This is a genomic window from Streptomyces sp. NPDC048434, assembly GCF_043200375.1.
GTDB lineage: Bacteria > Actinomycetota > Actinomycetes > Streptomycetales > Streptomycetaceae > Streptomyces.
In genome coordinates, this window is record NZ_JBICXQ010000004.1 from 158,309 (window position 1) to 180,468 (window position 22,160).

Here is a 22,160-nt window from a genome sequence, read left to right on the forward strand (position 1 = left end):
CCGTGGGCTGTTCGCCGCCCCGACTGCGCGTCAGGCGGACCGGAAGACCAGTGCGGCGTTCTGGCCGCCGAAGCCGGTGGAAAGGCTGGCGGCGGCGGACTGGGCCGTGGTGCGGGGGACCTTGGCCACGATGTCCAGGTCGATGTCGAGGTCGGTGTCCTCGTGGTTGGCGGTGGGAGGGATGGTGTCCCGTTGCAGGCTCATGACGGTGACGGCCGCTTCGATGGCACCGGCCGCTCCGATGGCGTGCCCGAGCGCGCCTTTGAGGGAGGTGACGGCGGGGGGCTCGGGGAAGACGCTGCGCAGCGCCCTGGCTTCGGCCAGGTCGTTGCGCCGGGTTCCGGTGCCGTGCGCATTGATGTGGTCGATGTCCCCGGGCGCGGTGCCGGCGTCGGCCAAGGCGGCGGTGAGGGCCGCCGCGGCTCCCCGGCCGTCCGGGTCGGGGGCGGCGTAGTGGTAGGCGTCGCAGCTCGCCCCGTAGCCGACCAGATGGGCACGCGGGCGGGCGCCACGGGCAAGCGCGTGGTCGGGGCGCTCCAGCACCAGGACGGCCGCGCCTTCGGACAGGACGAATCCGTCGCGCCCGGCGTCGAAGGGGCGGCAGGCCCGCGCGGGGTCCTCCGTCCGCCGGGAGAGGGCACCCATCCGGTGGAAGCAGGCAGCGGGGATGGGGTGGCGCGCGGATTCCGCTCCGCCGGCCAGCACGATGTCGCAGGTCCCGGCGCGCAGCAGATCACGGGCGATGCCCAGGGCGTTGCTGCCGGAGGCGCAGGCGGTGGATACGGCGAAGTTGGGTCCCGTGACCGTCAGGTCGAGCGCGATTTCGGCGGCTGCCATGTTGGGCACGCTGCGGGTGATGGCGAGCGGCGAGATGTCCAGGGGGCGGCCGGCCGCGAGCTTGGCGAACTCGCCGACATAGCGTTCCATGCTGCCCGTGCCCGTCCCCATGACCACCCCGACGCGCGCGGCGTCCCAGTCGGTGGAGCCAAGGCCGGCGTCGGCGACGGCATGCCGGGCGGCGAGGAGAGCCATGGCCACGAAGCGGTCCAGCCGCCAGGCGGCTTTGCGGCCGACCATGGCGGCGGTGTCGAAGTCCGGCACCCGACAGGAGATGTCCACCGGCAGGCCCGCGAGTTCCGGGTCCGTGGCGGCGGTGGACCGGCCGGTGAGCAGACCGTCCCAGGTTGCCCGGGCGCCGATCCCGGCCGGGCTGATGACCCCGAGGCCGGTGACGGCGACCTCGCGGCACTGACTGGGCATCAGACCCCGCTGTTCGGCGCCGCGGTCAGAGCCGTGTCGGCGTCCCGGGCGTCCATGAGTGCCGCCAGCCCGCCGATGGTCGTCTGCAGGGGAATGTCCTCCAGCGAGATCCCGGTGCGCTCCTGCAGCATCAGACCCATCTCGACGAGAGCGAGCGAGTCCAGCCCCAGATCCTCGAAGGTGCGCTCGGGGGTGACCTCGGCCGGGTCGAGATCGAAGGTTTCGGTGAGGGTGCTGGTGATCAGCTCGGTACTGGTGGGCACGGGTGACTCCTTCGGTGGGTGAGGTGGTGCCGGCGAAGGCCACGGGCGCAGTGCGGTCCGGGCGCGGTACGTCGGTGCGGACGGGCACCACGCGTGCGTTCAGCGGGAGCCCGGGGCACCCCGGAACGTGCCGGTGCGGACGGGGCTGTGCATCGCGGCTCCAGGCAGGCGGGCGGCGGTCGGCACCGGAGACCGGTGCGCAGAGGGCGGTCTCGCGCTCCCTACTGTCGCCGACCCGGTCCTCGGGCAACGGCCCTGATGGCACCTCTGAACGAGTGACTTATCGCTCTATAACGCCGGGTGCGTGTCCTCCCCGGGCTCCGGCCGCGGCCGGCGGAGCGGTATGACCGTCGCGGGGGAGGCGGGCGTCGTGGTGCTCGGCCGGCCGGCCGAGCCAGCGTGCGGCCGCGGCGGCGGTGAGCAGTGTGACGGCTCCGGCGACGACGGCGGTGAGCGTCATCGCGTCCGTGAAGGCTCTGCGCGCGGCGGCCAGCACGCCGGCGCGCAGCGGGCCGGGGAGGCGCATCGCCTGTGCGGGTACGGACAGCATGCTGTGCTCGGCCGCTTCCGCCACGAGTGCGGGGGCGTGCAGATCGGTGAGGGAGGTGGTGAGCCGGGAGGTGAAGACGGCCGCGAGCACGGAGCCTTGGACGGCCACCCCGAGGGCGGAGCCGACCTGACGGGTGGCGTCGTTGATGGCCGATCCGAGCCCGGCTCGCTCGGTGGCGACCGAGCCCATCACGGACTCGGTGGCCGCTGCCGCCACCAGTCCGGCGCCCACCCCCGCGACCAGCTGGAAGGCCGCGCAGTGCGGGTAGCCGGAGTCGGGGGTGGTGGTCGCCAGGACGGCGAAGCCGGCCGTCACCAGCAGCAGGCCGCCGACGACGGGGACCTTCCCGCCCAGCCGTGCCCGTACGGGCACCGCGCACACCGCGCCGAGCGCGAGTCCGGCCGGCAGGGGCAGCGTCCGTACACCGGCCTGCCAGGGGCTGAAGCCGAGCACCCCCTGGAGATACAGGGTCAGCACGAACAGCGCCCCGAACATCGCGAAGGACATCAGGGCGAGGGCCGCCGCGGCCACACCGATGCCCGGCACCCGCAGCAGGTACAGCGGCAGCATGGGGGCGGGCGTGCGCAGTTGCCGGCCGACGAAGGCGGCCAGCAGCAGTGCGGCGGCGGTGAATCCGGTGAGCGCGGCCGGACTGGTCCAGCCGCGGTGCGGGCTTTCGGTGATCGACCACACCAGGGCCAGCAGCCCCGCGGCCGACAGGGCGGCACCGGGCACATCGAAGCCGGTGCGCCGCTTCGCACGGGACTCGGGTACCAGGGCAAGGGCCAGGACGATGATGACGGCGGCCAGGGGCAGATTGATCCAGAAGGCGGCTCGCCAGGAGGCGTGCTCCACCAGCCAGCCGCCGATGACGGGACCGCACAGGCCGCCCATGCCGCCGACCGCGGCCCAGGCGGCGATCGCCCGGCTGCGCAGACGGGCTTCGGGGAACAGCTGGTGAATGACCGCCAGCGTGGCCGGCATCAGCAAGGCAGCCCCGGCTCCCATGGAGCAGCGCGCGGCGATCACCTGCCACGGGTGACCGGCCAGCGCGCCGCCGAGCGAGGAACCCGCGCAGACCGCCACCCCGCAGACGAAGGAACGCCGCCGGCCCCAGGCATCGGTGAAGGCGCCCACGGCCAGCACCGTGCCACCGAGTACCAGGGCGTAGCCGTCCACGATCCACTGCACCTGCGCGGTGGAGGTGTCCAGGTCGCCCTGCAGGTCGGGGACGGCGACATTGAGGACCGTCAGATCCAGGCCGAGCATGAACAGGCCGAGGCACACGACGGCGGCCGCTCCCACGCGCCGGGCAGGTCCGACCGGTCCGCCGGCCGGCGCAGCGGCCGTCATGCCGTCGCCACGGGGTGGTTGATGACGGTGTCGAGCGCACCGGTGAGGTGGCTCACCAGCGCCTTCGTCCCGGTCTGCAGGTAGGTGTGCCCGCCGGGGAAGAGCTCGGGCAGGGTGGGCGTGGTGACCAGGTCGTTCCATGCCTGGAGTTCGTGCACGGGGGTGACGGGGTCCTGCTCGCCGCCGTAGAGAGCCAACGGCACATCGAGGGGCGGCTCGGGGCGGTGGCGGTAGTGCAGAAGCAGCAGGCAGTCGGCCAGCAGCGGGGTGCAGGCGGCGGCCATCAGACGTGCGTCGGCGAGCAGTTGCTCGGGGATCGGGCCGACGAGTTCCCTGATGCCCTCCAGGCCGGCCGTCAGGCGCGGCGGCAGCCCGGCGCTGTAGGCATCGATATGCGGCGCCGACAAGGAGGACACACCCAGCAGCGAGGGCAGGCGGCCGTGAGTGCGCCGCAGATGACGGATCGCCTCGTAGGCCAGCAGCGCGCCCGCGCTGTGTCCGAAGACCGCGAACGGACGGGGGTCGGCCCAGTCGTCCAGCACCGCGGCAAGCCGGGCGCTGAGGTAGGCGGGATCGGTCAGTGACGGTTCCGCCGAGCGGGCCCCTCGGCCGGGCAGCGCCACGGAACACGGCTCGACCCAGGGCGGCAGCATCGGCACCCATCGCAGATAGCAGTCCGGACCGGCCCCGGCGGGCGGCACGCAGTACAAGCGCAGCGCCGCCTGCGGACGGGCGGCCAGCACCACGCGCTGCGGCACGGCCGACGCCGCTACCGTCACCGACGTCGACTCTTCCGTGAAACCGACACCCACGACACACGCCCTTCGCCTCGCGCTCCACTGGTCCGGGCTCCGCCCTTGTAGCGCAGGGCGCCCCGAACGGGGCCGCGTTCAGCCGTGGCGTCGGGACCGTCCCGGCACCACGGCCGGCCGGCCGGCGGGGCCCGGGAGCCGTCCGGCCGGGCACAAGACCAATGCCCACGCCGACCCTGCCCTCCCCCGCCGCCGCACTCCACACACCACGCACGGCGGCGCCCCCCTCTGACACCAACGGCGGCAGCCGGCGCAGGTGCCCTGAAGCGGCCTCCGCTTCATCGGCTGTCGGGGTCGCCTTCGAGCTCTCGGTGCACGGTGCCGGCGCTCCGGTGGTCGGCGTGCCCCGCGGCGCCGGACAGCTGGGAGAGCAGAAGCCGGCGGGTTCGCGGAAACTGAACGCCGGTGTGTGCCGAACCTGCGGGTGGCGGTGGCTCCGCGAGGGGAGGGGGCGCTCGGGCCCGATGAGGGAGGCCTGAGTACCTGTTCTTCGAAGCTCTGGCAGGTCTACGCTCGGCGGATGACCTTGGAATGGGAACAGGTAATTGTTCACTCGGTAGATCCGGTGGCCTTGGGACAGTGGTGGGCCGAGGCTCTTGGTTGGGTTGTGGTCCACTCCTCTGATGAGGAGTTCGAGATCCGCCCGGAGCCGGATCGCCTGCCGGGGTTGGAGTTCGTCCGGCTTGATGAGAGCAAGAAGACCAAGAGCCGACTGCATCTCGACTTCAGGCCTGATGACCAGGACGCCGAGGTGGCTCGTCTGGTGGCTCACGGCGCACAGCATGTCGATATTGGCCAGGGTGAGCAATCGTGGGTTGTCTTGGCAGATCCCGAAGGTAACGAGTTCTGTGTCCTTAGCCGGCGGCGTCGGTAAGGCTCACGCCTGGGTGAGGTCGATGGTGAAGCATGCGGGGTGGGCGGCGCGGCCCCACTGGCCACCGCCCGTCCGTCGCCCCTACCCCTAGTACCTGAGAGCTACGCGGGAAGTGCGCTCCACGGCGGGACGCCGACCAAGTGGGGTGATCCATAGCTTCGGTACCGGAAGCACGACCGGCTTCCGGTACGGAAGGACCCTCCCTCATGGCGCCCCGCCCGCCCGGCAGCCGCCCGCTGCGCACCCTGCTCGCCGTGCTCGTCGCCGCCTCGGTGGCCGTACCCGTGTCGGGGGCGGCCCGTCCCTCGGCCGTTCCGGCACCTGTCCCGGTGGCCCTCGCACCGCTGCGGTCCCCCGGACCCGGCGCCCTCGCCGAGCGGTACGCCGTCAACCGCGACAGCATCCGCGCGGCGGAGCGGATGGCCGAGGGCCACGGCGACCGGGCGCGGGCCGAGGCGTTGCGCCTCCTGGCCGGTCCGGCGCGGCAGTTCCTGTCCTTCGACGGCCGCAACGGGGGCCGCACCGCCGAGGTCTTCGGCGACCTGGCGCGGGCCGACCGGATCGCCGTACTGGTGCCGGGCTCGGACACCAACCTCGACAGGTACGGACGCCTGCGGGCCGGTGCGGCGGCGCTCAGTCAGGAGCTGGGTGACCGGTCCGCCGTCATCGCCTGGCTCGGATACGAGACGCCGGCCACGGTCAGCACCCGGGCCGTGACACCGGGCCTCGCCGAGGATGCCGCTCCCCAACTCCGCGCATTCGTCCGCGAGGTGGTGGCACTTCGGCCGCCCGCCCGGATCACCGTCCTCTGCCATTCCTACGGTTCCGTGGTCTGTGGCCGGGCCGCTTCGGGGCTCGATGCCGCGGACATCGTCCTGTACGGCAGCCCCGGGGCCGGTGCCGACAGCGTCGCCGCACTGCACACCCGGGCAACCGTGTGGGCCGGCCGGGGTGACGACGACTGGATCGCCGAAGTGCCGCACACGCAGGTGCAATTTCCCCTCTTCACCCTGGGGTTGGGGGCCGACCCGGTCTCGCCCGCCTTCGGCGCCCGGATCTTCCCGGCAGGTGCCGGCGGCCACAGCGACTATCTCAAGCCCGGTTCCGTATCCCTGCGGAACCTCGCCCGGATCGTCTCCGGACAGGCCCTTGCCAAGGAGGGCCACGATGCGTGACCTCGTCCGGCGGATCGCCTCCGCGACCCCGCCCGATCGCGACCGTGGCATCGACGCACTGCGTGCGCTCGCCATCCTCGGTGTGGTGCTCGGGCATTGGCTGGTGACCGCCCTGGTCACCGACAGCGGCGCGGTGCACGCCGCCAGCCCGCTCCACTCCATGCCGCAACTCACCCCGGTCTCCTGGGTTTTCCAGACCCTTGCGGTCTTCTTTCTGGTGGGCGGCCGGGTGGCGGCGAGGAGTTATGCCGCTGCCCGTGTCCAGGGGGGTACGTACGGGCGGTGGCTCGGCGCCCGGACAGCCCGGCTGTTGCGGCCGGTTGCGGCCCTCCTGGTGGTGTGGAGCGTGGTGGCGGGCGCGCTGCTCGCCACCGGCGCCGGCCTGGAGACCGTACACACGCTGGGCAAACTGGCGCTGTCCCCCCTCTGGTTCCTGGTGGTCTTCATGGCGCTGACGGCAGCGACCCCGCTGGTCGCCGGACTGCATCCGGTGTGGCCACTCGCCGTCGTCCTGCACATCGACCTGATCCGGTTCGGCCTGGGCGGGCCGGCCTGGCTCGGCTGGATCAATGTACTGGCGGGCTGGCTGGTCCCGTACTGCCTGGGCGCGACCTGGGCCCGGGGCGGGCTGCGGAGCCGGCCGACCGCATGGGCGCTGCTGCTCGGCGGCGCCACCGCCACCGCCGGACTCGTCGTGTGGGCCGGCTACCCCGCCGCCATGGTGGGGGTGCCCGGCGCCGCAATATCCAACCTCAACCCGCCCACCCTCGCGGCCGTCACCTTCGGTCTCGCCCAGTCGGGGGCGGCGCTGCTCTTGCTCGGCCCGCTGCGCCGGATGCTGCAACGCCCTGTGCTCTGGGCGGCGGTGGCCGTGATGAACCTCTGGGCGATGACTGTCTTCCTGTGGCACCAGACCGCGCTGATGGCGGTGACGGCGGTCGGACTGCCGGCGGGCGAGCCGCTGGCCGGCCTGCACACCGTCCCCGACGGCTTCGGCTGGGTGGTCGCCCGGCTGGCCTGGCTGCCGGTGTTCGCGCTGACGCTGCTGATGTGCTGGGCCGCGTTCCGGACGTATGAGCAAGGGCGCCCCCAAGTCGGCGGCGTCACTCGGGTCGTACGCGAACAACAACCCGTACACGTGGCGGAAGTGGGGCGTGACTAGGGTGAGCCTTGTGGATACGGGGGCTGGGGAGGGTGGGGGGCGGCGGTCGACAGCCTCCCTCGGGACGGTGCTGCGCACTTTGCGCACGGGCTTGTGGACGGTGGCACGCGACCCACTGCCACGCCTGCCATGGCTGGCCTGGCTGCCACATGTCCACGTGGTGCTGTTCGCGCTGCTCATGCTCCTGCTCAACACCAACGAGTACCAGCATGAATTCGACCCGATTCCCACCGGCGTGCTGCTGCTCAACGGGCTGCAGTCGGCAGCCGCCGTCCTCGCGCTGTCCCACCCGGTACCCGCCTGGTGGTTGTCGACGATCAGCCTCTTCCTGACCTCGGTGACCGTGGATTACGGTGCCACCCACGACACACCGTGGCCCTGGAGCATCGCGGGGATCGCGCTGCACACCCTCGTGCTGCTCCTCCTCGCACTCCGGGTCCGCCCCCTCATCGCGGCCGAGGCGCTGGTGATCAGCGTCCTGGCGGGAGCGGCCCCCCTGTCCTTGGCGTATCCCGGCCCGCACCAGGACGTCATGCAGGGCGCCGTGAGCTTCGCGATTGCAGTGGTGGTCGGCGGCTCGCTGCGCATCAGCCGGGTGGCCCGCAGACGTCTGGTCGAGCAGGAGGTGCTCACCGCGGAGGAGCGGGCCCAGCGCACTGTGCTGGAGGAGCGCAACCGGATCGCCCGCGAGCTGCACGATGTGGTCGCCCACCATATGTCGGTGATCTCCATCCAGGCACAGGTCGCACCGCACCTGGTCGAGAGCCCGTCCGACGAACTGCGGGAGAACCTCACGGGCATCCGCGAGAGCGCGGTCGAGGCCCTGACCGAACTGCGGCGGGTCCTGGGTGTTCTGCGCTCGGAGGACGCCCTGTCGGCAGGGGCACAGCATGCCCCGCAGCCCACACTCGGCCGGCTGGACGAACTGATCGGCAAGGTACGCGGCGCCGGGGTTGTGGTGACCGCCGAGACCGTCGGTGAGGCTCGCCCGTTGGCACCGGGCATCGAACTGTCGGCGTTCCGCATCGTGCAGGAGGCGCTGAGCAATGCGATGCGGCATGCGCCGGGAGCCGCGGTGCGGGTGACGGTCGGATACCACCCCGACGGCCTCACCCTCCGGATCACCAACACCGCACCGGACGGGCCCGCCCTGCCCTCGCCCGGGTCGGGGCACGGGCTGCTGGGGATGCGCGAACGCAGTGCCATGCTCGGCGGCGAACTGGCCGCCGGCCGCACTCCGGACGGCGGCTACGAAGTCACCGCCGTCCTGCCCGGCAGCCCCCCTCGGCAGACCGCCGGTCCTGCCACCCCTGCCCTCCCCGTCGCCCCTGTTGAGGACGCCCCGTGACCACCATCCGCGTGCTGATCGCCGACGACCAGGTGATGGTCCGCCAGGGGTTCACGGTGCTGCTCAACGCCGAACCCGGCATCGAGGTCGTCGGCCAGGCCGTCGACGGTCTCGATGCCGTCGCCCAGGTCGCCGAACTCGCCCCGGACGTCGTCCTGATGGACGTCCGGATGCCCCGGCTCGGCGGCATCGAGGCGACCCGTCAGCTCACCGAACCGGCCGGCGCCACCGTCAAGGTCCTTGTTCTGACCACCTTCGACCTCGATGAGTACGTGTACGAGGCACTGCGAGCGGGCGCCTCCGGGTTCCTGCTGAAGGACGCCTCGGCGGCCGAACTCGCCCAGGCGGTACGGGTGGTGGCGGCCGGCGACGCCCTGCTCGCGCCGAACATCACCAAGCGCCTGATCGCCGAGTTCTCCCGGGTCACCAGCTCCCCTCGCACCCCGCTCAAGGACCGCATCGGTGACCTGACGGAACGCGAGACCGAGGTCCTGGGCCTGGTCGCCCAGGGTCTGTCGAACGGGGAGATCGCGGAGCGTCTGGTGGTGGCGGAGCAGACCGTGAAGAGCCATGTAGGCCGGATTCTGGTCAAGCTGGGCCTGCGCGACCGGACACAGGCCACCGTCTTCGCGTATGAGACGGGGCTGATACGCCCGGCCGGATATTGAGCCGCCCTTCGGCAGGGCGCTGCCGCACCGATTCCGGTCGACGTCCACTTCCGCATCGACGCCCACGGGTTCGCCGACAAGGGGCGCGGCACGTTCTCCGTCAGCCATCGCCTCGGCAAGGACTCAGGCACTGATCCCTGCGGCTACAGCTGGAAGGAATCGGCCAACAGGTCGATCTGGGCGGTGAGCAGAGTCTGCGCCCGGTGCCCCATCCCGGCGTACTGGCCGGACACCTCCAGGCTGACCGTGCCGTGCAGTTGCGACCAGGTCAGCACCGTACCGGCGAGGGCCGCCCCCGCCGCCTCGTCGTGCGGAGCCAGCCCGGTGTGCTGCGCCAGCCAGTCGGCGACGCCGTCGTCCTTGCGTACCCAGGCGTCCATCTCGTCGACGACCGGCCGCAGCGCCGTAGTGGGGACGCCCTCGGCGAACACCTTCAGGAACGGGCCCAGGACAGCCCGCGCACGGAGCAGGGTGTCGGGCGGAGCCGCGTAGCCGGGTACCGGGGTTCCCTGGATCAGCAGATAGCGGTGCGGCTGCGCGAACGCCCAGCTCCGGTAGGCGTCGGCGAGCGCGTGCAGGGTGGCTCGCGCGCCGTCGGCGGGCACTGCGCCGACGCCCTCGACGGTGCGCGCCACCTCGTCATAGGCGTCCCGGATCAGCTCACCCAGCAGGTCGTCCCGGCCGGCGAAGTAGCGGTAGAGGGCGGGGCCGGACAGCCCCATGTCCTTGGCGATACGGGTGAGCGCCACGGCTTGCACTCCCCCTTCGGCGAGCTGCTGCAGCGCGGCCGCCTTGATCTCCGCGCGGTTCTGCTCGCGGTAGCGGGCCCGGGGGCTCCGTCCTTCGGCGGCCATGTTCTCCTCCTGCGTTCGCGACGGCATCCAGCAAGTGTGAGTGGTCATTGCTGATCGTATCCAACACATCTATTGCAACAGACCATCACTAGAGCTATGGTCTCTAACAGAAGCGAAAGAGCGAAGCGGAGATCGCCTCACCGGCGCTCCGCCCGTCCACCCCCTCGGCCCTCGGTCACCGGCCATCGGCTCGCAGAGAAGGAACCGCCATGTCTGCCACAGCACGTCCCCTCCATGCAGTGCTCGGCGCCGGGCCCGCAGGCACCGCGCTCGCCGGCGAACTCGCCCGCCGCGGTCACGCCGTACGGCTGGTCAGCCGCTCGACTCCGGACACCGCCGTCGAGGGCATCGAGCGGTACGCCGCCGATGTGAGCACTCCCGAGGGGGCACTGGCCGCCGTCGAGGGCGCCGCCGTCGTGTACCACTGCGTGAATGTCGACTATCACCGCCAGGTCGAGGTGATGCCCCGGGTCCAGCAGTCGGTGCTGGCCGCCGTCGAGACCACGGGCGCCCGACTGGTCGTCCTGGACACGCTGTACCCGTACGGCCCGACGCAGGGCGAGGTGATGACGGAGGACACTCCGTGGCGGGCGACCAGCCGCAAGGGGCAGATGCGGGCGCAGCTGGACGAGCTCTATCTCGCCGCCCACCGTGCGGGGCGCGCCCGGGTCGTTCTCGGGCGGTCGGCGGACTTCGTCGGCCCCGGCGTGCTCAACTCGACGCTCGGCGGAGCGGTCTTCCCCGGTGCGCTGACCGGAGGGGAGGTCCTGGGCATGGGGGATATCGACCTGCCGCACAGCTACACGGACATCCGGGATGTGGCGGTCGGCCTCGCCACGCTCGGCGAACGCCCGGAAGGCGACGGCAGGGTCTGGCATCTGCCCACCGCTCCCGCCGTCACCACGCGGGAGATCCACTCGATGATCGAGGAGCGGGTGGGGCGCCCGCTGCGGAGCGTCATCCTTGCCGAGCCGCGCCCCTTCGGGCCGTTCGACGCGGCCTTCATGGACGAGTACGCGGAGATGTTCTACCAGCACACCGAGCCGCAGATCGTGGACTCGGCAGCCTTCGCGCGGACCTTCGGCGTCCATCCGACACCTCTGGGCGCCACCCTCGACGCCACCGTCGACTGGTACCGCACACTTCTGGCCGGCGCCCGCGGCTGACCCGGCCGCCCGCAGAGCGGAGGCCCGGCGCTCGGTGCGCCGGGCCTCCGCTCTGCCGGGAGGGGTCAGGAAGCGCTGGGCAGCTTCGCCGACCAGGCGGTCACGGACAGCGCCCCGCCGTCGACGGCGTTGTCGAACGCCACGACGCTGTGCGAGTTGCTGCCCGTCGGAGACACCTGCAGGTACTTGGCCTGCGCGGAGGACGGACCGGCGTGCGTCCAGACCAGGTCAGCGAAGGCGCTCTTGCCCGGCTTCAGGGTGACCTGGTGCGCGCCGGGGTCCTTGGCGAAGTAGGTGTCACCGTGGTGCGCGGTGGTCTTCAGGGCCGTGTGACCGGCACCCTCCAGCGCCAGCCCCGGGTAACCGCTTATCGCGCACGTGCTCTCCCCCGTGTTCGTCACCTTCAGGTAAGTGCCCGCGTGATTCATTCCGGCCTGGCTCGAACCCGCGCTGGTGGTCGTGGCCTTCAGCGTCCCCGGTTCGCACGCGCCGGCCGCGGCCGCGCCGGATCCTGCCGTACCGGCCGCGGAGGCGATTCCGGCGCTCGCCCCCGCAGCAAGGGCGACAGCGGCGGCGACGGTGGCGACGGTACGCAGACCACGGATGGTCATCAGTCATCAACTCCCTCTTCTCCGGAACCCGGAGAAACATCGGTGCAACACCGCCGTCCGGCCCGCACGGCTCCCTCCAGCCATCCGGGAAGGGTGACTCCGAGCGGGAGAGCCGACGGGGGACGGCCGGTCTCGTTCGTTTCGCACCACTCACCCTGGGTGCCGCCGCTGATGATCGGCTAACGGTTGGCTAACGCCGGGAAAACCAGGGGTGCGAGAAGACGAAGGAGTGCGTGAAGCAGGGGGAGTTGGCGGGGATCCGCGGAACTCACAGCTGCCGCGCGGCTGCGCCGGGACGATGCGGATGAAGCCATTCCGATCAGGCGTGCGATGCTGGAGCACCCCTGACCAAGGCAAGAAGCGGGAGTGTACGGCATCGTGATGGCAGCGATACGGCGGACTGGGACGAGAACCTGGGACCGCTTCGCGGCATCCGACCCAGGGCTCCTGCGGCTCAAGGCGGGGCTGCGGACGGTCGGGGCGATCGTGCTCACGCTCGTCGTCCTCGCACTGCTCCGGACCGGCATCACCCTGATGGTCGCGGGTGCCATGGCGGCCATGGTCGCCACCTTCGCGATCCGGGAGAAGGAGGTCCGCGGCCAGGCGATCACGCTTGCGCTGGGCCTGCCCGTCGCGCTGGCCGCCATGTCGCTGGCGGCGCTGCTGCAGACCCTGGTGATCGCCGGCGATGTGTTCTTCGTCCTCCTGATCTTCGGCGCCGTCTACTCCCGGCGGTTCGGTGACCGCGGCACCGCGCTCGGCCTGATCGGCTTTCAGGTCTACTTCGTCTCGCTGTTCGTGCACGCCACCGTCCCCACCCTCCCCGAGCTGTATCTGACCCTCGGCGTTGCCTTCGCGTGCAGCGCGGTCGTACGGTTCGCCGTCGTCCTGGAGACACCGCAGCGCACCCTGGGCCGGCTGCGCGAGGCCTTCCGGGCGCGCCTCGCCCAGCTGCTGGCCACCCAGATAGAGCTGCTGGACGCCGGCCCCGAGGAACTGGACAAGGTCCTCGACGACCTGCGGCGGCACACCGCCCGGCTGCACGAAGCGGCCTTGATGATCCAGGGCCTCCTGGAGGAGGGCACCCGCGACGCGGGCGTGGCGGGACTGGTGCAACGCCGCGTCGCCGATGCCGAGATCGCCGCCGAGCGGCTGGGCATGCTGATACTCAACGCCCGCAGCGCCGAGCGGGCGGACACCCTCACCATGCATCTGCCGCACGCCCCCGTGCCGGCCACCGCGACCCGTACGCAATCCGAGGACGATGCCACCGTCACCCTGCGCCGGGATCTGAACGCCCTGCTCCTGCTGGTCGCCCGGCGCGCGCCCGACGACCGCGGCACCGCGCTGGCCCATGTACGCAACAGGCTGCTCGGCTACCGCGACGAGGACGACCTGCCGCGTGCCTCCTCCGTCGTCCAGGACGTCTTCCGCGGGCTCGGTGAGGCCGCCCGTGCCGTTCTCGGTCTGCGGCTGGCGCTGGACGGGCCGCAGGACGAGTCGGACGACACCCCGGCCACCACTCGCTCACGCGAAGAGTTCGACGCCGAGGACCTCGCGATCGTCGGGGCCGAGGAGACCGACGAGGCGGAGGAGGACCGCACCGGGCTCCAACGGCCCACCACCCGGGCCGCGTTCCAGGTCGCGGTGGGCTCGACCCTGGCCATCATCGGCGGTGAGTTCCTGTCCAGCCAGCGCTGGTACTGGGCGGTACTGACCTGCTGGGTGGTCTTCCTCAACACCGCCTCCACGGGCGAGATCCTGGTCAAGGGCTACCGCCGGCTGGTGGGCACGGTCCTCGGCGTGGTCGCCGGTGTCGCTCTCGCCGGGCTGGTCGGCAACCACACCTGGACCGCCTTCGCCCTCGTACTGCTCTGCATCTTCGGGATGTTCTTCAGCGCACCGTTGTCGTATGCGCTGATGTCCTTCTTCGTCACCGCGATGCTCGGGCTGCTCTACACCCTGCTCAACACCTACAGCCTGACCGTGCTGGTGCTGCGCATCGAGGAGACGGCGCTGGGCGCCGCGTGCGGGATCATCGCCGCCGTACTGGTGCTGCCGGTGCACACGGACCGCCGTACGGACGAGCAGCTGGGCACGGTGCTGGTCCGGCTGCGGGATGTCGTCTCCGCCGCGGTGGAACAGCTCAGCGGCGGGCCGGCCGTCGACCTGCTGGGCAAGGCGCGCGATCTGGACACGGCGCTGGACGATCTGCGTGCCTCCATCCAGCCCTTGACCCATCCGATCACCCCGCTGCGCGTACGGCGGCAGACCGCCCGTTACCTGGTCGCGCTCCTGGAGACCTGCGCCTACCACGCCCGTTCCCTGGCGGCGACGGCCGAACTGGTGCCGTACAGCAAGACCATCGCGGCCGATCCACGCCTCGAACGAGCGGGCCGGCGGATCGCGCACAACATCGATCTCATCGTCGCGCGCGTGCTGGAGGAGAGCACCGAGGGCGAGGTGGAATCCGGCGTCAGCATCGCCGCGATGCTGGATGCCGCCGGTTCCGGGGCACTGCGTTCCGGCACGGTCACCTTCCGCGTGCTGCGGCACCTCCAGCGCCTCGACGAGGGGGTGGTGGGCATCGCCCGCCCGCTCGACGTACCGGTGGCGGGCCCCAAGGGGGGCAAGGGGGGCAAGGCCGACTAGTCCCGGGCGGTCGTCGGCCGCGTACCGGACTCCGGGCGTCAGGTGCGTCCGGAGTCCGTGTACCTCGGTGAGCCGCCGCCCGGGAAGTCAGGCACCGCTGTCCGCGCCCGTGCGGCACGCGGGGTGCCCCCAGCCGTCCGGGTTCTTGGTGATGGGCTCACCTGCGGCATAGGAGCGTCCGCAGCGGCAGCGTCCCGGGAACTTGGCGTTGAGTGTCCGCGTCGCGTTCCCCGAGGTGCGCCGCTTCGGCGAGGACGCGGTCTTCGCTGCCGCTCCGGAGGCGCCTCGGCGCGTGCCTGCGGGCCGGACTGCGGCCGCGGCGGGCGGCGGCTGCGGGGAGCCGAGCTCACTGCCGGCGGCTTCCTGGACGATCGCCGCCTGGCTCGCGGCGCGGTCCGCGAAGTCGTTGAGCGGGTCTCCGTCGACCTGGTGCGCGGGCACATACCGGAACTCCACGGAGCGGTCCGTGAGCAGCGCGTCGATGCGCATGACGAGTTCCTGGTTGGCGACCGGCTTGCCCGCGGCGGTCTTCCACCCCTTGCGCTTCCAGCCGGGCAGCCAGGTGGTGACGGCCTTCATCGCGTACTGGGAGTCCATCCGGATCTCCATGGGAACGGCCGGATCGGTGGCTGCCAGCAGGCGTTCCAGTGCGGTGAGTTCCGCGACATTGTTCGTTGCGGTGCCCAGCGGCCCGGCCTCCCACCGCACGACGGCTCCCTCACCGTCGCCGATGACCCAGGCCCAGCCCGCGGGCCCGGGGTTTCCTTTCGACGCGCCGTCACATGCGGCAATTACGCGTTCAGCCATGGACGCGATCATGCCAGCCGATGACGCGCCGAGCGAAGTCCCCTCCGGATACGCCCGGAGCCGGCCCGCATCTGAGTTCCAGGTCACACGCGGCACCACGGATCCGGTGGTGGGGCGGCGTCCGGCGTGCGGCCGTGCGCGGCCCGCGGCGCCCCGGCCGCTTCGCGCGGAGTCCGGCGTGCGCATCCGCAGTGGGCTCCTACGCTGGAACGGGAGGCCTCCTGGCCTCCGGCACAGCGGCCTGAGGATCAGTTGCCGGCCGACTTCTCCGGGCGGAGTTCACTGGGCCGTACGATCACGAAGCCCTCCCCGTCGAGGCGGAGCTGCACGGCCTCGCCGGAGCCGCCACGGAGCATCGAGCCAAGGCTCTGCGAACGGTGCAGCGTGGTCTGCAGGCTGCTGCTCCAGCCGACCACGGCGTCGGTGTCGACAAAGACCGGGGACTGCGGGGACACGGGTATGACGAGGGGGTTGCCCTCGCACATCACCGCCAGCTTGCCCTGGCCGCTGAAGACGGAGTTGAAGAGTCCGCCACCGACCATGCCGGCGCCCTTGACGACCTTGATCTCGTAGGAGAGGGACGGGTCAAAACACAGCACGTTGCGGCCGTTGACGGTGATGCCGTCGCCGGGGGCGAGGTCGATGATGAAGCAGTTGGCGGCCTCGTGCGCGAACCACACCTCGCCGCGGCCCCGTACGGCCATCAGCGCCAGCCCCTCGCCGGTGACGGCGCGCTTGAGGAACTTGCCGACGCCCTGCCCCTGCTTCTCGAATTGCAGATCACCCCGGTAGGCGATCATCGAGCCCTGTCGCGCATAACACTCCCCGTCCAGGGCGTACTTGACCGACTTTGCGTTCTGCTGGGTCATCCCGGGCGCGGTGGCCGGCGTGGCCATGTTCTCGGAGGAGAAGAGATCGCTGTTCATGGCCAGCATGCTAGGCCGGGTGCGGACAGGGCACAGCGAAAAGCGCCGGCAGCGAGTGCGAGCGGGGTGCGGCCGCCGCCCGGCCCGGGGCCCCGAAGCGTCGGCCGAAACCCGATCACGCCTCCGTTGCCTTGTAAACAATGGGACACAAGAACACTCAAAATAGGTAAACCGCAGCAGTCGGGCGCATCGTGCTCTAACGTCACGTCCGACACGGAGGCGGTTGTGTGGCCGGGGGGCTCCAACTGCGCCGGAAGTGAGGGGACGACCAAGTGGGGGGCCATGGGGTTGTTCGAAGCTGCCGGATCACGGGTGATCGAATCACCTGCCGGAACAGCCAAGTTGGATCGTGCGCCGGAGCGCAACGAGGGAGGCAGGGACAAGCCGACGGAACGCTGGCTCGTGCACCTGGCGTGGGTCGTGGACGCCTTCGGTGCCCTGGTGCCGGTCGGCGTGCTCTGTGCCGTGACGCGACAGCCGCAGCCGGTGCTCACTGCGGTGCTGGCCGGTCTCTCCTGGCTGGCCGTCGGAACGTCAAAGAATCGTTACACCAGGGATGAGGTGGGCAGCGGCGACGCCGTGAAACCGGCCCTGCGGGACTGGCTGACCATGCTGGGCGTGCTGGCCGTCGTCTGCGTCGCGGTGCGGGTCGAGGTCTCACTGAAGGTCTGTGTCGTCGCGCTGCTGCCCTGCCTGGCACTGAGCGTGGTCCGGCGCAGGCTCGTACACCGGTATCTGCTGGCGATGCGCCGTCGGGCGCAGGCCTTGCGACGCGTACTGATCGTCGGGGAAGCGGGCGCCGTCGATGTGGTGCTCGCGGAACTGGCGCACCGCACCGACCACGAATACGTCGTCGTCGGCAGCTGTCTCGTCGGGGAGGAAATCACCGACTCGGCGCTGCCCGTCCCTGCCCGGCTCGCTTCCGACGGTGCGGCACCCGAGGGGACGCTGGAAGGGGAGACCGTCCTCAGGTGCGCCGCGGAACTCGATGCCGACCTCGTCTTCGTGGCGCCGGGCCGTCAGCTGTCCGCGGCGCGGGTGCGGCGCCTGGCCTGGGCGCTGCACGACGGAGGCCGGAATCTGGCCATACTTCCGGGCCTGATCGACGTGTCACAGCACCGGGTCCGGCTCGCCAAGGCGGCGGGCCTGACGGTGATGCACATAGACCCGGCGGCTCGACGGGGGCTTCCGGTGCTGCTCAAGCAGGCCACGGACCGGTTGGGGGCCCTGCTGCTGCTCGTGCTGTTCGCTCCCGTCTTCGCCGCGGTGGCCGCGGCCATCAGGCTCACCAGCGCCGGCCCGGTGTTCTACTGGCAGATCCGGATCGGCCGGGATCTGATGCCGTTCCGGATGTGGAAGTTCCGCACGATGGTGGTCACCGCCGACCGGATGCGGGCCGCGCTGGAGGCGGCGAACGAGAACGACGGGGCGATGTTCAAGATCCGGCGGGATCCCCGGGTGACACGGGTGGGCCGGCTGCTGCGGCGCTTCTCGCTGGACGAACTGCCCCAGCTCTTCAACGTCCTGGCCGGCCATATGTCCTTGGTCGGCCCGCGGCCCCCGCTGCCCGAAGAGGTCGAGCGGTACGACGGGACCGAGGTCCGCCGGTTATCCGTCAAGCCGGGGCTGACCGGCCTGTGGCAGGTCAGCGGGCGGTCCGACCTCACCTGGGACGAGACCGTCGCACTGGATCTGAGCTATGTGGACAACTGGTCCTACGGCAGCGACATCGGAGTGCTGGTCCGGACCGTGCGTGCCGTCGTGGACGGGCGCGGTGCCTACTAGACGCCGGGAGCCCCGGTGTGCGGCCGGCGCCTCGCCGAGGGGCGGGCGCCGGCCGCACACCATGGGACCGGCCCGTTCACACCCGGGCCGGCTCCGCCTGCCACGCCCGGTAGGTCCGGGCGATGCCCTCGGTCAGCGGGATGGTGGGAGACCAGCCCAGCGCACGCATCTTGCTGATGTCGAGCAGCTTGCGCGGGGTGCCGTCGGGGCGGGAGGGGTCGAAGGAGATCCGCCCCTCGTACCCCACCGCGGAGGCGACACAGGAGGCGAGGTCGGCGATGGTCAGGTCCTCGCCGCATCCGACGTTGACGGTGTCGTCGCCGTCATAGCGGCGCAGCAGTACCTCGCAGGCCGCGGCCAGGTCGTCGACGTGCAGGAACTCGCGCAGTGGGGTGCCGGTGCCCCAGAGCGTGAGCTCCGCCAGTCCCTTCTCCTTCGCCTCGTGGAACCGGCGGATGAGCGCCGGCAGGACATGCGAGTTTTCGAGGTCGTAGTTGTCCCCGGGCCCGTAGAGGTTCGTCGGCATGGCGGAGATGAAGGAGGCACCGTACTGCCGGCGGTAGGACCGGATCTGGACCAGTCCGGCGATCTTGGCGATCGCATACGCCTCGTTGGTGGGCTCCAACGGCCCGCTGAGCAGGGCGTCTTCGGTGATGGGCTGGGCGGCGTGCTTGGGGTAGATGCAGCTCGATCCGAGGAACAGCAGCCGGCGCACCCCGGCGTGGTGCGCACCGGCGATGACGCTGAGCTGGATGCTCAGGTTGTCCTCCAGGAACTGCACGGGCTGGGTGCTGTTGGCCATGATTCCGCCGACTTTGGCGGCCGCCAGGACGACGGCATCGGGCCGGGCCGCGCGCAGAAACGCCGCGGTGGCGTCGGCGTCACGCAGGTCGAGCTCCGCGTGCGAACGGGTCAGTACGTCATAGCCCTGGGCGGTCAGCCGCCGGGCCACGGCGGATCCCACCAGACCTCTGTGGCCCGCGACAAAGACCCGGGCGGGTGTGGGCAGCAAGTCATCCATGGGCCGGATTGTGTCAGTGAACCCGATACGTCCACCGGCTATTTCAGGAAATATCTGCCGCACTTCGCTCTCGACCACCGGCCACGGAGCGGGTAGCGTCCACGCCCCGCGGCCCGCCGGCCGGCGCGGGAATTCCATCGATCGATCCCGATGTACATCACTTCTCGTGGGGGGAAGCCATGCCGAAAACCGCGGTTGTCACCGGTATCACCGGTCAGGACGGTTCCTATCTCGCCGAATTGCTGCTCGGTAAGGGCTATGAAGTCCACGGCCTGATGAGACGCTCGTCGAGCTTCAACACCGAGCGCATCGACCACATATACCAGGACCCGCACACACCGGACCGCCGGCTGCTGCTGCACCACGTCGACCTGTCGGACGGGGTCGCCCTGGTGAACCTGCTGCGTGATGTGCAGCCCGACGAGGTCTACAACCTCGGGGCCCAGTCCCATGTCCGGGTCTCCTTCGACGCTCCGCTGTACACCGGCGATGTGACCGGGCTGGGCGCCGTACGGCTGCTGGAGGCCATCCGCGCCAGCGGGGTGCGGACCCGGCTCTACCAGGCCTCGTCCTCGGAGATGTTCGGCTCCACCCCGCCGCCGCAGAACGAGGCGACGCCCTTCCACCCGCGCAGCCCGTACGGCTGCGCCAAGGTCATGGCGTACTGGTCCACGGTCAACTACCGCGAGGCGTACGGCCTGTTCGGCGTGAACGGGATTCTCTTCAATCACGAGAGCCCGCGGCGGGGCGAAACCTTCGTCACCCGCAAGATCACCCGCGCGGTGGCCCGCATACAGGCAGGCCTGCAGGAGCACCTCTATCTGGGCAACCTCGATGCCGTCCGCGACTGGGGTTACGCCCCGGAGTACGTGGAGGCCATGTGGCTGATGCTCCAGCGGGACGAGCCCGACGACTACGTGGTGGCGACCGGTGTGGCCGCGACCGTTCGCGACTTCCTGCAGGCCGCCTTCGCCACGGTGGAACTGGACTGGGAGCGCTATGTGCGCTTCGACCCGAAGTACGAGCGGCCCTCCGAAGTGGATGCGCTCATCGGCGACGCGTCCAAGGCGAAGAGCCTGCTGGACTGGTCGGCGAAGGTGCAGTTCGACGAACTCGCGCGGATCATGGTCGAGTCGGACGTACGGCAGCTGGCGGACGAACGCTCCGGCCACCGGGTGCGGGTGGACCGATGACGGTGCCCGCCACCGCTCGCCGGCTGCGCGGTTTCAGCGGCACCGGCTACGACAAGGGGCGGGGGCTGCTGGCCCAGGCCGCCTGGTTCGCCGTGCTCAACGTCCTGTTCATGAAGTGGTGGTTCCCGCCGCGGCTCCGACCCCCGCTGCTGCGGGCCTTCGGCGCCCGGGTGGGCGAACGGGTACTGATACGGCATCGGGTGCGGGTGCAGTGGCCCTGGAAGCTGACGGTCGGCGATGACGTCTGGCTCGGTGAGGACTCCTGGCTGATCAACCTGGAGCCGATCAGCATCGCCAGTGATGTCTGTGTGTCCCAGGGCGCCGTGCTGTGCACCGGAAGCCATCAACGGCGCTCGCCCACCTTCGAGTTCGACAATGCGCCGATCCGTCTGGAGCCGGGGTCCTGGGTGGCCGCCCGCGCCATGGTGCTGCGCGGCGTCACCGTCGGGGCGGGTGCGGTGGTCGGGGCCGGCGCGATCGCCCACCGCGATGTGCCCCCGGGGGCCGTGCACACCGCCGGAGGTGCCGTATGAGGATCACCCATGTCGTGACCTTGGTCAGCGACGACGGTGCGTACGGCGGTCCGGTGAGCGTCGCCACCGGGCAGTTGGGCGAACTGGCCTCGCGCGGCCACGAGGTGGAGCTGGTCTCGCTGTGGCGGGGGCGGGGCGCGTCACCCCCGCGGGCCGTGGACGGCGTGCCGCTGCGCGCCCGGCCGGCCCGCACCCTGGTGCCGGGGCAAGGGTTCCTCGGCCTGTTCCACCCGGGGCTGCTGCCGGTGCTCTGGCGGAGTGCCGGGCGGGCCGACGCCTTGCATCTGCACGCCGGGCGCGATCTGGTCTCGCTGGCCGCGCTCGCGGTCGCCGCGGTGCGCCGCCGCCCCTTCCTGGTGCAGACACACGGCATGGTCCAGCCCCGCCGCTCGGCGGTGGCCCGGCTCTTCGACCGGGTGTACGTCCCGCTGCTGCGCCGGGCGGCGGCGGCACTGGTGCTCACCGACGAGGAAGAGGCCGGGCTGCGGCAGGTGCTGGGGCCGCGTGGGCCGTGCCTGGTCAGGCTCCCCAACGGAGTCCGCGCCCGGCCCGTCGCCGCGGACCGGAACGAAGCGGATGTGCTGTTCCTCGCCCGGTTGCAGAGCCGCAAACGGCCCGAGGCCTTTGTGCGGATGGCGGCGCTGGTGCACCGCAAGCGGCCCGAGGTGTCCTTCACCGTGCACGGTTCGGACGAGGGGCGGCTCGCTGAGGTCCGGCGGCTGATCGCCGACGAGGGCCTCGGCGAGGTGGTGACGTACGGCGGGGCCCTCGATCACGACGCCGCCGTGCGACGGACCGCGCGGGCCACCGTGTACGTCCTGCCCAGCGTCGACGAGCCGTTCCCGATGAGTGTGCTGGAGTCCCTGGCGGTGGGCACACCGGTGGTCTGCACGGTCAGCTGCGGTATCGCCGCCGCTCTCCAGCGGCGCGAGGCCGCGCTCGTCACCGACGGTTCGCCGGAACAGCTGGCGGATGCGGTGCTGCGGCTCCTGGAGGACCGCCCGCTGCGGGAGCGCGTCACCCGCGCGGGCCGGGCGGCCGTCGAGGCGGAGTTCTCGCTGGCGGCCGTGACCGACCGGCTGGAGGAGTGGTACGGCTCCCTCGCACGGGCCGGCGCCGGGTGACCCCGGGCGGCGGGGACGGACAC

20 protein-coding genes are annotated in these 22,160 nt (G+C 71.4%); 11 read left to right on the forward strand and 9 right to left on the reverse strand.

Going from position 1 to position 22,160, the window contains the following annotated elements; all coding sequences use genetic code 11:
- Positions 1-30: 30 nt before the first annotated feature.
- The 4 genes from ACGFWI_RS06550 to ACGFWI_RS06565 all read right to left on the reverse strand — a co-directional run bounded on the left by ACGFWI_RS06550 (position 31) and on the right by ACGFWI_RS06565 (position 4,205).
- The gene (locus ACGFWI_RS06550) at positions 31-1,260 is read right to left on the reverse strand and encodes a beta-ketoacyl-[acyl-carrier-protein] synthase family protein (RefSeq protein WP_393904793.1); all 1,230 of its coding nucleotides are present in this window, start codon (positions 1,258-1,260) and stop codon (positions 31-33) included.
- Positions 1,260-1,523, reverse strand: coding sequence for an acyl carrier protein (locus ACGFWI_RS06555; protein WP_393904794.1), 264 nt, complete (start codon positions 1,521-1,523; stop codon positions 1,260-1,262). The genes ACGFWI_RS06550 and ACGFWI_RS06555 overlap by 1 nt, the downstream gene beginning before the upstream one ends.
- Before the next feature lie 280 nt (positions 1,524-1,803).
- On the reverse strand, positions 1,804-3,426 hold the full coding sequence (locus tag ACGFWI_RS06560; protein WP_393904795.1) for an MFS transporter: 1,623 nt from the start codon (positions 3,424-3,426) through the stop codon (positions 1,804-1,806).
- Entirely contained in the window at positions 3,423-4,205 is a 783-nt protein-coding gene (locus ACGFWI_RS06565) for a thioesterase II family protein (RefSeq protein WP_393904796.1), read from the reverse strand. Before ACGFWI_RS06565 ends, ACGFWI_RS06560 begins: the two co-directional genes overlap by 4 nt.
- Positions 4,206-4,758: 553 nt before the next feature.
- Here ACGFWI_RS06565 and ACGFWI_RS06570 point away from each other — a divergent pair.
- The 5 genes from ACGFWI_RS06570 (at position 4,759) to ACGFWI_RS06590 (ending at position 9,465) form a co-directional block, all read left to right on the forward strand.
- On the forward strand, positions 4,759-5,112 hold the full coding sequence (locus ACGFWI_RS06570; protein ID WP_393904797.1) for a VOC family protein: 354 nt from the start codon (positions 4,759-4,761) through the stop codon (positions 5,110-5,112).
- 206 nt (positions 5,113-5,318) lie between these two features.
- Positions 5,319-6,287 carry an alpha/beta hydrolase gene (locus ACGFWI_RS06575; protein ID WP_393904798.1) on the forward strand — a complete coding sequence of 323 codons (969 nt, stop codon included), beginning with the start codon at positions 5,319-5,321 and terminating at the stop codon, positions 6,285-6,287.
- Positions 6,280-7,449, forward strand: a complete 1,170-nt coding sequence (locus ACGFWI_RS06580; protein WP_393904799.1) for an acyltransferase — start codon at positions 6,280-6,282, stop codon at positions 7,447-7,449. The genes ACGFWI_RS06575 and ACGFWI_RS06580 overlap by 8 nt, the downstream gene beginning before the upstream one ends.
- 100 nt (positions 7,450-7,549) lie before the next feature.
- Positions 7,550-8,797 carry a sensor histidine kinase gene (locus tag ACGFWI_RS06585; RefSeq protein ID WP_393904800.1) on the forward strand — a complete coding sequence of 416 codons (1,248 nt, stop codon included), beginning with the start codon at positions 7,550-7,552 and terminating at the stop codon, positions 8,795-8,797.
- Entirely contained in the window at positions 8,794-9,465 is a 672-nt protein-coding gene (locus tag ACGFWI_RS06590) for a response regulator (protein WP_393904801.1), read from the forward strand. The genes ACGFWI_RS06585 and ACGFWI_RS06590 overlap by 4 nt, the downstream gene beginning before the upstream one ends.
- A 143-nt stretch (positions 9,466-9,608) precedes the next feature.
- Here ACGFWI_RS06590 and ACGFWI_RS06595 read toward each other — a convergent pair whose 3' ends face one another.
- Positions 9,609-10,319 (reverse strand): TetR/AcrR family transcriptional regulator, encoded by a 711-nt coding sequence (locus ACGFWI_RS06595; protein ID WP_393904951.1) that lies wholly within the window; start codon positions 10,317-10,319, stop codon positions 9,609-9,611.
- Between the two features lie 209 nt (positions 10,320-10,528).
- Here ACGFWI_RS06595 and ACGFWI_RS06600 point away from each other — a divergent pair, with 209 nt between their 5' ends.
- Positions 10,529-11,485: an NAD-dependent epimerase/dehydratase family protein gene (locus ACGFWI_RS06600; protein WP_393904802.1), complete on the forward strand. Its 957-nt coding sequence runs from the start codon at positions 10,529-10,531 to the stop codon at positions 11,483-11,485.
- A gap of 65 nt (positions 11,486-11,550) precedes the next feature.
- Here the strand turns inward: ACGFWI_RS06600 and ACGFWI_RS06605 are convergent, their stop codons facing one another.
- Positions 11,551-12,096 (reverse strand): DUF4232 domain-containing protein, encoded by a 546-nt coding sequence (locus tag ACGFWI_RS06605; protein ID WP_393904803.1) that lies wholly within the window; start codon positions 12,094-12,096, stop codon positions 11,551-11,553.
- Between the two features lie 381 nt (positions 12,097-12,477).
- Between ACGFWI_RS06605 and ACGFWI_RS06610 the strand changes: the two genes are divergently transcribed.
- Positions 12,478-14,748: an FUSC family protein gene (locus tag ACGFWI_RS06610; RefSeq protein WP_393904804.1), complete on the forward strand. Its 2,271-nt coding sequence runs from the start codon at positions 12,478-12,480 to the stop codon at positions 14,746-14,748.
- A gap of 87 nt (positions 14,749-14,835) precedes the next feature.
- Here ACGFWI_RS06610 and ACGFWI_RS06615 read toward each other — a convergent pair whose 3' ends face one another.
- Together ACGFWI_RS06615 and ACGFWI_RS06620 are read right to left on the reverse strand one after the other, a co-directional pair.
- Positions 14,836-15,567, reverse strand: a complete 732-nt coding sequence (locus tag ACGFWI_RS06615; protein WP_393904805.1) for a ribonuclease H — start codon at positions 15,565-15,567, stop codon at positions 14,836-14,838.
- A 236-nt stretch (positions 15,568-15,803) separates the two neighbouring features.
- Positions 15,804-16,481: an AIM24 family protein gene (locus ACGFWI_RS06620; protein ID WP_393904806.1), complete on the reverse strand. Its 678-nt coding sequence runs from the start codon at positions 16,479-16,481 to the stop codon at positions 15,804-15,806.
- 282 nt (positions 16,482-16,763) lie between these two features.
- Between ACGFWI_RS06620 and ACGFWI_RS06625 the strand changes: the two genes are divergently transcribed.
- Positions 16,764-18,266 carry an exopolysaccharide biosynthesis polyprenyl glycosylphosphotransferase gene (locus tag ACGFWI_RS06625; protein ID WP_393904807.1) on the forward strand — a complete coding sequence of 501 codons (1,503 nt, stop codon included), beginning with the start codon at positions 16,764-16,766 and terminating at the stop codon, positions 18,264-18,266.
- Positions 18,267-18,342: 76 nt separating this feature from the next.
- On the opposite strand, the gene ACGFWI_RS06630 is transcribed toward ACGFWI_RS06625, so the two are convergent.
- A complete protein-coding gene (locus ACGFWI_RS06630) occupies positions 18,343-19,287 on the reverse strand; it encodes a GDP-L-fucose synthase family protein (protein ID WP_393904808.1) in 945 nt (314 codons plus the stop codon).
- Positions 19,288-19,466: 179 nt separating this feature from the next.
- On the opposite strand from ACGFWI_RS06630, the gene gmd reads away from it, so the two are divergent.
- The 3 genes from gmd to ACGFWI_RS06645 are packed head-to-tail and all read left to right on the forward strand — an operon-like array spanning position 19,467 to position 22,137.
- The gene (gene gmd, locus ACGFWI_RS06635; protein WP_393904809.1) at positions 19,467-20,480 is read left to right on the forward strand and encodes a GDP-mannose 4,6-dehydratase; all 1,014 of its coding nucleotides are present in this window, start codon (positions 19,467-19,469) and stop codon (positions 20,478-20,480) included.
- Positions 20,477-21,013 (forward strand): putative colanic acid biosynthesis acetyltransferase, encoded by a 537-nt coding sequence (locus ACGFWI_RS06640; RefSeq protein ID WP_393904810.1) that lies wholly within the window; start codon positions 20,477-20,479, stop codon positions 21,011-21,013. Before gmd ends, ACGFWI_RS06640 begins: the two co-directional genes overlap by 4 nt.
- Entirely contained in the window at positions 21,010-22,137 is a 1,128-nt protein-coding gene (locus ACGFWI_RS06645; protein WP_393904811.1) for a glycosyltransferase, read from the forward strand. The genes ACGFWI_RS06640 and ACGFWI_RS06645 overlap by 4 nt, the downstream gene beginning before the upstream one ends.
- Positions 22,138-22,160: the final 23 nt, after the last annotated feature.